Genomic DNA, 12,818 nt, shown 5'->3' on the forward strand with positions numbered 1-12,818 from the left:
GCGGAGTTGAACATGACTGCCTGAATAGTTAAGTGCGGACGCCGCCGAGTCAAAGGGGTGATCGCGCAGAGGAGACCCGCGCATGGCGCTCGCCGCCGCCGAGCCACGGGCCGACTGGGCCGCCCGCGCCGAGGAAAGCCGCGGCCGCCTGGTCGCGGAGCCGCCGGGCGGCTCGCGCAGCGCCTTCCGCCGCGACGCCGACCGCATCATCCATTCCAGCGCCTTCCGCCGGCTCGCCTACAAGACGCAGGTGTTCACCTATCACGAGGGCGACCACTACCGCACCCGGCTGACCCACACGCTGGAGGTGGTGCAGGTGGCGCGCTCGATCGCCCGCGCGCTGGGGCTCGACGAGGACCTCGCCGAGGCGCTGGCGCTGGCGCACGACCTCGGCCACCCGCCCTTCGCCCATGCCGGCGAGCGGGTGCTCCACGCCTGCATGGCGAGCTATGGCGGCTTCGACCACAACGCCCAGTCGCTGCGGGTGGTGACGCGGCTGGAGAACCGCTACCCCGGCTTCGACGGGCTGAACCTCTCTTGGGAGACGCTGGAGGGCATCGTCAAGCATAACGGGCCGCTGACCGGGCCGGGCTGCAAACCGTTGCCGCATGCCATCGCCGAGCATGTCGAGACGCAGGATCTGTGGCTGGGGAGCTGGCCTTCGGCCGAGGCGCAGGTCGCCGCCATCGCCGACGACATCGCCTATGACGTGCACGACCTCGACGACGGTCTGCGCGCGGGGATGTTCACGGTGGAGGAACTCGCCGCGTTGCCGCTGGTCGGGGAGGTGATCGCCGGCATCGCCGCCGACTGGCCGGGGCTCGTCGGCTCGCGGCTGGTGCATGAGGTCGGCCGCCGGATGATCACGCTGCTGATCGACGATGCGGTGGCCGAGACGCGGCGGCGGGCCGCCGAACTCGCCCCCGCCAGCGCCGACGACGTGCGCCGGCTGGGCCGGGCGCTGGTCGGCTTTTCGCCGGAGCGGGCGGTGGGCGAGCGGGCGATCAAGGATTTCCTGTTTCCGCGCATGTACCGGCACCCGCGGGTGATGTCGGAGATGGATGCGGCCGGGCGGGTGGTGCGCGACCTGTTCGGCGGCTACATGGCCGACAGCTTCACCCTGCCGGTGGAATGGCGGGCCGGGATGGACGGACGCACCGAGGAGGAACGGGCGCGGCGCATCGCCGACTTCATCGCCGGCCAGACCGACCGCTACGCGCTGGCCGAGCACGCCCGGCTGTTCGACAGCGCGAATTTGTGAGCGTTACGTTACGGTACGTCGCCTCGCGGCACTTTTCTCCCTCTCCTCGCACCGAACGCGGCGGTTGCCACGTTCGGCAGGGCGGGGGGCTCTTCGATTCCCAATGTTGTCTCCCCTCACCGACCCGCTTCGCGGGCCACCTCTCCCCGACGGGGAGAGGGAAAGAAGGGCGGGCTCCGAGGAAGGCGGCAGCTGGGGCGCGCGGCGCTTGCACCTCGGCATGAGGGAGGGGGGCGATGGGGCGGTCAGGTTCGCTTGACCCGCGCACGACGTCATGGCTTGGCCCGGCCATCCACCTCTTCGGTGCGTCCGGCCAAAGGCGTGGATCCCCGGGCCGAGCCCGGGAATGACGTCGCGTGGGGCGGGAGGCCTGCACGACAATGGCGTTGTCCGTGAGTGAGTCTTTTGACTTGCCCCCCGAAACGCGCTAGCCGGCTCGCGCCCCTTCGGGCCGGCCGTTTCGGAGCTTTCCGCCATGAACCTCTATGCCCTCTTCGCCGATCATGTCCGCGCCGCGCTCGACGCGCTGGCTGCCGATGGTGTGCTGCCGGGAGGCATCGACGCGCGACGCGTGGTGGTCGAGCCGCCGCGCGACGCCAGCCATGGCGACCTCGCCACCAATGCGGCGATGGTGCTGGCGAAGGAGGCGGGCCTCAAGCCGCGCGAGCTCGCCGACAAGCTCGCCGACAAGCTGCGGGCGGTAAAGGATGTCGAGCGGGTCGACGTGGCCGGGCCGGGCTTCATCAACATCGCGCTCGCGCCGGCCTTCTGGCCGCGGGTGATCGAGGCCGTGCTGATCCAGGGCGACGATTTCGGCCGCTCCGGCATGGGCGGGGCGCAGGCGATGAATGTCGAATACGTCTCGGCCAACCCGACCGGGCCGATGCATGTCGGCCATTGCCGCGGCGCGGTGTTCGGCGACGCGCTCGCCAATTTGCTCGCCTTCGCCGGCTGGGCGGTGACGCGGGAATATTACATCAACGACGCCGGCGTGCAGGTGGACGTGCTCGCCCGCTCGGCGTTCCTGCGCTACCGCGAGGCGCTGGGCGAGGCGATCACCATCCCCGAAGGGCTGTATCCCGGCGACTATCTGGTGCCGGTGGGGCGCGACCTGGTGGTGAAGTACGGCAGGACGCTCCTCGACAAGAGCGAGGAGGACTGGCTGCCGCTGGTCCGCAAGATCGCCATCGACGAGATGATGGAGATGATCCGCAGCGACCTCGCGGCGCTGAACATCCGCCACGGCGTGTTCTTTTCCGAGCGGACGCTGCATGCGCGGGAAGGCGGCAATTCCAGCACCATCGACCGGCTGCTGGAAGATTTGCGCGCCCGCGACCTGGTCTATGACGGCCGCCTGCCGCCGCCCAAGGGCGCGCCGGTGGAGGACTGGGAGGACCGCGAGCAGACGCTGTTCCGCGCCACCGAATATGGCGACGACGTCGACCGGCCGCTGGTGAAATCCGACGGCACCTATACCTACTTCGCCGCCGACATCGCCTACCACAAGGACAAGTTCGATCGCGGCTTCAAGCAGATGATCGACGTGTGGGGCGCCGACCATGGCGGCTACATCAAGCGGATGCAGGCGGCGGTGAAGGCGGCGACCGGCGGGGAGGGCAGCCTCGACGTCGAGATCTGCCAGCTGGTGCGCCTGCTGCGCAATGGCGAGCCGGTGAAGATGTCGAAGCGGGCCGGTACCTTCGTGACGTTGCGTGAAGTCGTGGATGAAGTCGGGCGCGACGCGGTGCGCTTCATGATGATCCACCGCAAGAACGACGCGGTGCTCGATTTCGACCTCGCCAAGGTGATGGAGCAGAGCCGCGAGAACCCGGTGTTCTATGTGCAGTACGCCCATGCACGGGCGCGCTCGATCCTGCGCAACGCCCGCGAAGCCTTCGCCGATCTGCCGTCCGATCCGGCGGCGTTCGCCTCGGCGGAGCTGTCGCGGCTCGACGACGAAGGAGAAGTGGCGCTCGCCAAGCTGATCGCCGCCTGGCCGCGGCTGATCGAGCAGGCAGCCTCGGCACGCGAGCCGCACCGGGTGGCCTTCTATCTGTACGACCTCGCCAGCGCCCTGCACGCACAGTGGAATCGGGGCAAAGACGCGCCACATTTACGCTTCATTATCGAAGATGATCGAAAGTCAACATATGCGCGGCTGGCACTCGTTCACGCGGTCGCGCTGATCATCGCTTCGGGTCTTGCGATCCTCGGAGTCGATGCTCCCGAAGAAATGCGGTGAGCGCGTTGCGTAAGGTCTCGCTCCGCTCGTCCTAAGTGCGCCTCCGGTCCTGCCGGCGGGTGTTCGCACGCAGCCAACAGGTCCGGTTAACATGGTCAACGACGGCACTTCACGTTATCGGCAGAGCGAGCCGGGGCCCGCCCCGCGCCCGGCCGAGGGAAGGTCCAACGCCGCTGATCCGCTTGCCGAACTCGCGCGCATGATGGCGCAGGAGGACGAGTTCGCGGCACTGATGCGCGAGGTTCCCCGGCAGCCGCAGCGCCCTGCCGCCAGCGCCGCGCCGCGCCCGCAGCCAGCCGCGCCGCCGCGTCCGCAAGCCCCGGCTGCGCCGCCGCGTCCGCAGGCCTCGCCGGCGCCCCAGCCGCCGCGCGCGCCGGCGCCGACGGTGTCTTCCCCGGCTGCGGCCGCCCCGTCTCCGCGCCCGTCGCCGGGCTCCTTCGCGGCGCTGGCCGCCGAGGTCTATACCGAATCAGCGCAGCGCGCCGCCGCCCCGGCCCCGCGCGCCGAGCGTCCCTCCGTCGATCCGGCCCCGCGCGATCCGGCCCCGCGCCAGCCTTATCCGAGCGATCCCTATGCGCGGGAAACGCGGCCGGCCGCCGCGCCGCGCCCGGCGGCACCCCTTGCTGCGCCTCCCGCCGCGCCGCGTGCGCCGATGCCGCCCCCGCCGGCCCCGGTCTCCACCCGGGCGCCGATGCCCGATCCGCGCCGCCCCGTCGAGCCGCCCCCGGCGCCGCGGGCACCCGTGCGCGCCGAACCTGCCTTCGAGCAGCCGGCCGCCGCGCCGCCGCCGAGCTGGATGAGCCGCGCCAACCCGGCGCCGGTGGATCGCGACACCACCTTCGATCTCGGCCTCGACCGCGATGACGACGTCTATGATTATGGCCGCTCCTCCACCGACGACGATGGTTACGGCACCGCCGGCGACGAGGAGTACGGGCACGAAGCCGCCGCGGTGCCGCACCGCAGCCGTCGCCGCCTGCTGATGGCGGGCGCCGCGCTGGTGGTGCTGGTGATCGGTGGCGCCGGCGCCTATGCGCTGCTGCGCAGCGGCGGTGAAGGCACCACCGCCGGCGGCCAGCCGCCGGTGATCCGCGCCGAACAATCGCCCAACAAGGTGGTGCCTGAGCCGACCAAGACGGCAGAGGCGACCACCGACGGCCAGAAGCTGATCTATGACCGCGTCGGCGGCACCGGCTCGACCGGCAGCGAGAAGGTGGTCTCCAGCGAGGAGCAGCCGGTCGACATGTCGCAGGCGGCGCAGCCGCAGCCGCGCGTCATCGCCCCGGCGCCGAGCCCCGGCACGCCGATCGCCACCGCCGCTTCCGGCACCGAGCCGAAGCGGGTGCGCACCCTGACCGTGCGCGCCGATGGCAGCATCGTCGAGGGTGATCCCGCCCCGACGCCGGCGCCGGCCATCGCGGCGACGCCGCAATCGCCGCAGCCGACCGCCTCGGCGCCGGCGGTGCTGAGCGCCGGCACCCCCGGCCCGGTCTCGACCAATCCGCAGCCGCTCGCCGCCACGCCGTCCATCGTGCCGAACGTGCCGCTGCCGCCGACCCGCGTCGCCGCCGCCCCGGCGCAGGCCGCGCCGGCCGCGAACGTGGCGCAGACGCTGAATGCGGCGGCGAATGTCGCGCCGACCGCCAGCGGCGCCTATGTGGTGCAGATCGGCTCGCTGCCGAGCGAGGCGGATGCGCAGGCCATGTTGCGCAACGCCCAGTCGCGCTTCCCCTCCCTGCTGGCCGGCAAGCCGGCGGCGGTGCGGCGCGGCGACGTCTCCACCACCGGCGGCACCACCTATCGCGCTCAGGTCGGCTCGTTCGCCAACCGCACCGAGGCGGTGAATCTGTGCGAGCAGTTGAAGGCGCAGGGCGGCAACTGCTTCGTCTCGCGCATCTGACGGCCGGGTAGCCCGACATGACCGTCTCCCGCGCCTTCATCGCCGGCTGCGCCGGCCTCGTGCTCACCGCCGACGAGCGCCGCTTCTTCGCGGAAGCGGCGCCGTGGGGGCTGATCCTGTTCCGCCGCAATGTCGAGACGCCGGCGCAGGTGGCGGCGCTGGTCGCCGCCTTCCGCGCCGTGGTCGGCCGGCCCGATGCGCCGGTGCTGATCGACCAGGAGGGCGGGCGGGTGCAGCGGCTCGGCCCGCCGCACTGGCCGGCCTATCTGCCGGCCGGGCGCTTCGCCGCGCTGGCCGAGGCGGGCGACGCTGCTGCCGAGGACGCGGCGCGGGCCAATGCGCGAGTGATGGCGGACGACCTCGCGGCGCTCGGCATCAATGTGGACTGCGTGCCCTGCGCCGATCTGCGCCTGCCGGAAGGCCACGGCATCATCGGCGACCGCGCCTATGGCGCCGAGCCGGCGCAGGTGGCGCGGCTGGCCCGCGCCGTGGCCGAGGGCATGGGCGCGCGCGGCGTGCTGCCGGTGCTCAAGCACATTCCAGGCCATGGTCGCGCCCGCGCCGACAGCCATGAGAGCCTGCCGGTGGTCGATACCTCCCGCGCGGAGCTGGAGGCCACCGATTTCGAGGCGTTCCGCCGGCTCAAAGACCTGCCGCTCGGCATGACCGCGCATGTGGTCTACACCGCCATCGACGCCGCGGCGCCGGCGACCACCTCGCGAAAGGTGATCGACGAGGTGATCCGCGGCTTCATCGGCTTCGACGGCGCGCTGATGAGCGACGACCTTTCCATGGGCGCGCTGTCGGGCTCGCTGGCCGAGCGGGCGGCCGCCTCCTTCGCCGCCGGCTGCGATCTCGCGCTCCACTGCAACGGCAGCATGGCGGAGATGGCCGAGGTGGCGGCGCATACCCCGCTGCTGGCCGGCGCGGCGGCAAGGCGCTGCGCGGCGGCGCTGTCCTGGCGCCCCGATGCCGCCGCGATGGCGGCGGTTGCGGATTCCGCGGCGTTTTCGGGTATGATCGCGGCATCCTGAACGCCGCCCCGAACCGCAAGCCGACGACCGCCATGGAACCCAGCCCTCTCGCCTTCGAGGCGGACGACGCCCGCACGCCGGGCGAGGGCACGCTCGTGGTCGATGTCGACGGCTTCGAGGGGCCGCTCGACCTGCTGCTGGCGCTGGCCCGGACGCAGAAGGTCGACCTCGCGCGCATCTCCATCCTCGAACTCGCCGAGCAATATCTGCGCTTCGTCGAGGCGGCGCGGCGGGTGCGGCTGGAGCTGGCGGCAGACTATCTCGTCATGGCGGCGTGGCTCGCCTTCCTGAAGTCGCGGCTGCTGCTGCCGGAACCGCCGAAGCAGGAAGGGCCCAGCGCCGCCGACCTGGCGCAGGACCTCACCGCGCGGCTGGAGCGGCTGGAGCGCATCCGCGCCGCCGCCGCGCATCTCGCCACCCGCGACCGCATCGGCCACGAGGTGTTCGCCCGCGGCGCGCCGGAGCCGCTGACCGGCGGGGCACGGCCGGTCTATGAGGCGACGCTGTACGACCTGCTCGCCGCCTATGGCGCCCAGCGGCAGAAGATGGCGCTGTCGCAGGTGCGCTTCGCGCCGCGCAACGTGATCCCGCTCGCCGAGGCGCGCGAGCGGCTGGAGCGGCTGATCGGCCGACTGCATCCCGCCGGCGAATGGTCGCGGCTCGACGGCCTGCTGATCGACTGGTTCGTCGATCCGAAGATGCGGGCGACCATGCTCGCCTCCAGCTTCTCCGCCAGCCTGGAAATGGTGCGCGAGGGGCTGATCGACGTGCAGCAGAGCGAGGCTTTCGCGCCGATCTATCTCCGCCGCCGCGGGGACGCAGAGCCGGGGCCGGCGCAGTGAGCGGAGCCGCCGGCGTACCGGAGCGCGACGTGCATCTGCGCCTCATCGAAGCGATGCTGTTCGCCGCCGGCGAGCCGCTCGACGAGGCGGTGCTGGCCGCGCGGCTGCCGGAGGGAACTGACCTGCAGCGGCTGCTGGCGCAACTGGCCGCTGATTATGCCGGGCGCGGCGTCAATCTGGTGCGGGTGGCGGGCAAATGGATGCTGCGCACCGCGCCGGACCTCGGCTTCCTGCTCGCCCGCGACAAGCCGGAGCCGCGCAAGCTGTCGCGCGCAGCGCTGGAGACGCTGGCGATCATCGCCTACCACCAGCCGGTGACGCGGGCGGAGATCGAGGAGGTGCGCGGCGTCTCCACCAGCAAGGGCACGCTCGACGTGCTGCTCGAAGCCGGCTGGGCGCGCATGCGCGGACGCCGACGCAGCCCCGGACGGCCGGTGACCTACGGCACCACCGACGCCTTCCTGGTGCATTTCGGGCTGGAGGCGATCCAGGACCTGCCGGGGCTGGAGGAATTGAAGGGCGCCGGATTTGTTGACGCGCGCGTCACCGCCGGACTAACCGTGCCGCTGCCGAGTGACGATATCTCGCTGGCGGATGACGAGGATCCGCTGGAGCCGGAGCTCGATTTCGGCCTCGCGCCGGAGCCGGAGGCGATGGACGAGGTGCCGGAGGACGAACGCGAGGACGAGGGATAGGGCTCAAGGCTGAAGCCGAGGCTCAAATCTGAGGCTCAGGGCTGGGCTCGAGGGCCCGCGACAGGGACCAAGGACGCGAATGGACGACGTGCCGACCCGCACCCCGGTCTCGCTGGCGAGCCGGCTGATCCTCGAGGGGGTGCATCACAGCTATGGCGCCACCAATGCCGCCGATGGCATCGACCTCACCATCGAGCCCGGCGAGATCGTCTGCCTGCTCGGCCCCTCCGGCTGCGGCAAGACCACGCTGCTGCGCCTGATCGCCGGCATCGAGCGGCCGAGCGCCGGGCGCATCCTGCTCGACCGGCAGGTGGTGGCCGGGCCGGAGGCGTTCGTGCCGCCGGAGAAGCGGCAGATCGGCCTGGTCTTCCAGGATTATGCGCTGTTTCCGCATCTGAGCAATCTCGACAATGTCGCCTTCGGCCTGAAGGCGCTGACCAGGGCCGAGGCGCTGGCCGAGGCCGGCCGGGCGCTGGAGCGGATGCGACTCGGCCGCTATGCCGCCGACTACCCGCACGCGCTTTCCGGCGGCGAACAGCAGCGCGTGGCGCTCGCACGCGCACTTGTGACCCGGCCGGGAATCCTGCTGATGGACGAGCCGTTCTCCGGTCTCGACAGCCGTCTGCGCGGCAGCGTGCGCGCCGAGACCCTCGACGTGGTGCGCGACGCCGGGGCGACCTGCGTCATCGTTACCCATGACCCGGAGGAGGCGATGCGCATGGGCGACCGCATCGCGCTGATGCGGGCCGGACGGCTGGTGCAACTCGGCACGCCGGAGATGCTGTACCGTAGCCCCTGCGACCTGTCGGCGGCGCGTTTCTTCTGCGAAATCAACGAGGTGAGCGGCAAGGTCGCCGGCGGGCGAATCCATACGCCGCTCGGCAGCTTCCCGGCGCCGGCGCTGCGCGAGGGCGAGCGGGCAGTGGCGGCGATCCGTCCGCAGGGTATCGAGATGCGGGCGCCGGGCTCGGGCATTGCCGGCCGGGTGATGGAGCATCGCTTCCTCGGCGAGCTCGACATGTACGAGGTGGCGGTGCAGGGAATCGACCGGCCGCTGGTGGTGCGGCGGCGCGCGACGGCCGGGCTGGCCGCCGGCCAGAACGTCGGCGTGCACATCGACATCGCCGAAGTTCTTGTTTTCGCCGCGACCGGACCTTAGATGACCTTAGGTAGGGCAGGCGCGGCTGATCGCGAAACGACCGATGCCCATCACGTGAGCAGGGACTGCGCGAAAAAGCTGTTCCCACTTTTCCGCGCGATGCTCTAGTGTCCGGCCTCAGTTGCGACGCGCGCGCCGTGAGTTCCAGCCGCTTGGGGCAGGCGTTTCGGTTCAGGGAGTTTCTGATATGGGTTCGTTGAGCATCTGGCATTGGATTATCGTGCTGGTTGTCGTGCTCCTCCTCTTCGGTCGCGGCAAGCTGTCGGAGCTGATGGGCGATGCCGCCAAGGGCATCAAGGCGTTCAAGAAGGGCATGGCCGACGACGACGAGACGCCGTCCAAGCCGGCCGAGCCAGTGCGCACGCTCGACCACCAGAACAGCGTCGAGGCCGAGCGCAGCAAGGTCAGCTGACGGGCATGGCGGCTTCCCGGCCCGTCGGGCCGGGGGAGGGCCTGCACGCCGCAGCCAGGTGCGTCCACCGACGCGCCGGGCCGTGCGGTGCCGGCACACCGGACGACGCGGACAGGCTATGAATCGCACACCATCGGATCGGGGAGGGCAGCCGTCGCGCTGCCCCATCATCGTTCATGTTTGATATCGGCTGGTCCGAAATGCTGGTGATCGGCGTCGTGGCGCTGATCGTGATCGGTCCCAAGGAACTGCCCGGCGTGATCCGCAATGTCGGACGCATGGTGGGCAAGCTGCGCCGCATGGCCGGCGAGTTCCAGGGCACCTTCCAGGAAGCGCTGCGCGAGGCTGATCTCGCGGATGTGAAGAAGACGCTGTCCGGCTTCGCCGACGACACGCAGAACAGCATATCCAGCGTGCGCGACAGCGTGGCGGCCTCGATCCCGACCAATCCGCTGCACGACATCGAGCAGCAGTTGAAGGACGCGGCGACGCCGGTGGAGCGCAAGGATCTGCCGGCGCCCGCCGACCCGACGGCCCCGCCGTCGGCGCCGGAGGCGACCGAGCTGGAGCCGAACGCCTTCGAGAGCATCGAGGCCGAGGTGCGCGACGCCGCCGACGCCATTGCCGAGGCGCCGCCGCAGCCGGTGGCCGTCGCCACGGCGACGGAGGTGGCGACATCGGCCGAGCCGGCCGCCAAGCCTCAGGCTGCCGAGCCGGAGATTGCCGAGGCGGTGGCCGATCTCGACCATCCGCCTGTCGCAGCCGCTCCGACAGCCAGCACCAAGACCGCCGAGGCCGATGTGGGTGCCGTCCCCGCCGCGCCGGCCGGCGATGACGCGACGAAGGCGAAGGGCGGCGCAGCATGAGCCAGGACGATATCGACGCTTCCAAGGCTCCGCTGATCGAGCATCTGGTCGAGCTGCGCTCGCGGCTGATCAAATCGCTGATCGCGTTCTTCATCGCCTTCTTCGCCTGCTTCATGCTGGGCAAGGCGATCTACAACATCCTGCTCTGGCCCTATGAGTTCGCCGCCGGCGGCTCGCAGAACGTCAAGCTGATCTATACGGCGCCGCAGGAATTCCTGTTCACCCAGATCAAGCTCGGCATGTTCGGGGCGGCGTTCATCTCCTTCCCGGTGGTGGCGTCGCAGGTCTACATGTTCGTGGCGCCGGGACTCTACAAGCATGAGCGCGGCGCCTTCCGGCCCTATCTGATCGCCACCCCGGTCTGCTTCCTCATCGGCGCCGCCTTCGTCTATTTCGTCGCGATGCCGCTGGCGATGAGCTACTTCATCTCCATGCAGCAGGCCGCCGGGCCGGACTCGCCGGAAATCTCGCTGCTGCCGCAGGTCAGCGAATATCTGTCGCTGATCATGACGCTGATCTTCGCCTTCGGCATCTGCTTCCAGCTGCCGGTGATTCTCACGCTGCTGGCGCAGATCGGGGTGGTCACCTCCGACCAGCTGAAGAAGTTCCGCCGCTACGCCATCGTCGGCGTGTTCGTCGCCGCCGCGGTGCTGACGCCGCCGGACGTGGTGAGCCAGTTCTCGCTCGCCATCCCGACCTTGCTTCTCTACGAGGTCTCGGTCTACCTCGTGCGCATCGTCGAGAAGCGGCGCGCGGCGGCAGCGGCGAAGGAAAACGCCGCTTAAGACACGGGTTTCGAGGGGCAACCTCCATGCACGACATCAAATGGATCCGCGAAGACGCGCGGGGACTGGTGACCGCTCTCGTCCGGCGCGGCACCGACGAGGCCGAGGCGCAGGCGCTGGTCGACGGGCTGATCGCGCTCGATGCGCGCCGTCGCGACGGCATCGTCAAGCTGGAGGAGCTTCAGGCCCGCCGCAACGCCGCCTCCAAGGAGATCGGCGCCGCCAAGAAGTCCGGCGACAACGCCCGCGCTGAGGCGCTGATGGCGGAGGTGAACGGCTTCAAGACCGAGATCCCGGCGATCGAAGCGGACGTGAAGGCGGCCGAGGCCGAGCTGCACGACGCGCTCGCCGCCATTCCCAACGCGCCGCTCGCGCAGGTGCCGGACGGCCGCGACGAGCACGACAACGTGCCGTATGACGCCGCGCCGCATGCGGAGATCGAGGGCTCGGCGCTCGCCATGCCGGCGATCCGCACCTACGCCTTCGCGCCGAAGCAGCATTTCGAGATCGGCGAAGCGCTCGGCCAGATGGATTTCGAGGCGGCGGCCAAGCTGTCCGGCGCCCGCTTCGTGGTGCTGAAGAGCCAGCTGGCGCGGCTGGAACGCGCGATCGGGCAGTTCTTCATCAACACCCACACGGAAGAGCACGGCTATACCGAGGTGGCGCCGCCGGTCCTTGTCAAGGACGAGGCGATGTTCGGCACCGCGCAACTGCCGAAGTTCCGCGAGGATCAGTTTGCCGCCGGTACTTTGCGTAAGGTTTTTGATTTTAAGTACTATATCGAAAAATATCCCGAGTTTTCCGATACGTGGAATGGCGTCCTAGTAACCTTTATGGAAGGGCGCTTGGACGAGTTGGAGATCCTCATTGAAGGTCTGAGCATTCATCTTGAGCAGGCTGATTTTGCAAATCTTCGGGATGAGGTCCTACCGAAAAATCTCTGGCTCATCCCCACCGCCGAAGTCCCGCTGACCAATCTGGTGGCGCAGTCGATCCTCGCCGAGGACGAGCTGCCGCTGCGCTTCACCGCGCTCACCCCCTGCTTCCGCGCCGAGGCCGGGGCGGCGGGGCGCGATACGCGCGGCATGATCCGCCAGCACCAGTTCAACAAGGTGGAGATGGTCTCGATCACCGCGCCGGAAAAGTCGCTGGAGGAGCAGGAGCGCATGCTCGCCTGCGCGCAGGCGGTGCTGAAGAAGCTCGGCCTGCACCACCGGGTGGTGACGCTGTGCACCGGCGACATGGGCTTCGCCTCCGCCCGCACCTTCGACATCGAGGTGTGGCTGCCGGGGCAGAATGCCTATCGCGAGATTTCCTCGGTCTCGACCTGCTCCGACTTCCAGGCGCGGCGGATGAATGCCCGCTACCGGCCGAAGGACAGCAAGGGCCCGCGCTTCGTCCACACGCTCAACGGCTCGGGCGTGGCGGTGGGGCGTGCCATGGTGGCGATCCTCGAGACCTACCAGAACGAGGACGGCTCGGTGAGCGTGCCCGATGCGCTGGTGCCCTATATGGGCGGGCGCACCCGGATCGCGGCGAACTGATCGCCGCCGATTCTGTGCTTCGCGTCATCGCGGAGGCTGCCGTCAGGTGATATCGGGGGAGGTGGCCGGGCGGAGCGA

11 protein-coding genes are annotated in these 12,818 nt (G+C 70.1%); all 11 read left to right on the forward strand.

What is annotated here, in order from left to right; genetic code table 11:
• Positions 1-82: 82 nt before the first annotated feature.
• The 11 genes from KHC24_RS11220 to serS all read left to right on the forward strand — a co-directional run bounded on the left by KHC24_RS11220 (position 83) and on the right by serS (position 12,740).
• Positions 83-1,261, forward strand: a complete 1,179-nt coding sequence (locus KHC24_RS11220; RefSeq protein ID WP_213363368.1) for a deoxyguanosinetriphosphate triphosphohydrolase — start codon at positions 83-85, stop codon at positions 1,259-1,261.
• A 475-nt stretch (positions 1,262-1,736) separates the two neighbouring features.
• Complete coding sequence (gene argS, locus KHC24_RS11225) at positions 1,737-3,503, forward strand: arginine--tRNA ligase (RefSeq protein WP_213363369.1); 1,767 nt, start codon at positions 1,737-1,739, stop codon at positions 3,501-3,503.
• A gap of 199 nt (positions 3,504-3,702) precedes the next feature.
• Positions 3,703-5,403 carry an SPOR domain-containing protein gene (locus KHC24_RS11230; RefSeq protein ID WP_246546711.1) on the forward strand — a complete coding sequence of 567 codons (1,701 nt, stop codon included), beginning with the start codon at positions 3,703-3,705 and terminating at the stop codon, positions 5,401-5,403.
• Positions 5,404-5,420: 17 nt separating this feature from the next.
• Complete coding sequence (nagZ, locus tag KHC24_RS11235; RefSeq protein ID WP_213363371.1) at positions 5,421-6,437, forward strand: beta-N-acetylhexosaminidase; 1,017 nt, start codon at positions 5,421-5,423, stop codon at positions 6,435-6,437.
• Positions 6,438-6,469: 32 nt separating this feature from the next.
• Positions 6,470-7,279: a segregation and condensation protein A gene (locus tag KHC24_RS11240; RefSeq protein WP_213363372.1), complete on the forward strand. Its 810-nt coding sequence runs from the start codon at positions 6,470-6,472 to the stop codon at positions 7,277-7,279.
• Positions 7,276-7,974, forward strand: a complete 699-nt coding sequence (gene scpB, locus KHC24_RS11245; protein WP_373878565.1) for an SMC-Scp complex subunit ScpB — start codon at positions 7,276-7,278, stop codon at positions 7,972-7,974. Before KHC24_RS11240 ends, scpB begins: the two co-directional genes overlap by 4 nt.
• 79 nt (positions 7,975-8,053) lie before the next feature.
• Positions 8,054-9,133 carry an ABC transporter ATP-binding protein gene (locus KHC24_RS11250; protein ID WP_213363373.1) on the forward strand — a complete coding sequence of 360 codons (1,080 nt, stop codon included), beginning with the start codon at positions 8,054-8,056 and terminating at the stop codon, positions 9,131-9,133.
• A gap of 187 nt (positions 9,134-9,320) precedes the next feature.
• Entirely contained in the window at positions 9,321-9,545 is a 225-nt protein-coding gene (locus tag KHC24_RS11255) for a twin-arginine translocase TatA/TatE family subunit (RefSeq protein WP_213363374.1), read from the forward strand.
• Positions 9,546-9,721: 176 nt separating this feature from the next.
• Positions 9,722-10,411, forward strand: a complete 690-nt coding sequence (gene tatB, locus KHC24_RS11260; RefSeq protein WP_213363375.1) for a Sec-independent protein translocase protein TatB — start codon at positions 9,722-9,724, stop codon at positions 10,409-10,411.
• Complete coding sequence (gene tatC / locus KHC24_RS11265; protein WP_213363376.1) at positions 10,408-11,196, forward strand: twin-arginine translocase subunit TatC; 789 nt, start codon at positions 10,408-10,410, stop codon at positions 11,194-11,196. Before tatB ends, tatC begins: the two co-directional genes overlap by 4 nt.
• A 26-nt stretch (positions 11,197-11,222) precedes the next feature.
• Positions 11,223-12,740 (forward strand): serine--tRNA ligase, encoded by a 1,518-nt coding sequence (serS, locus tag KHC24_RS11270; protein ID WP_213363377.1) that lies wholly within the window; start codon positions 11,223-11,225, stop codon positions 12,738-12,740.
• The last annotated feature ends 78 nt before the right edge of the window (positions 12,741-12,818 follow it).

It is taken from the genome of Ancylobacter defluvii (assembly GCF_018390605.1).
Taxonomy (GTDB): domain Bacteria; phylum Pseudomonadota; class Alphaproteobacteria; order Rhizobiales; family Xanthobacteraceae; genus Ancylobacter; species Ancylobacter defluvii.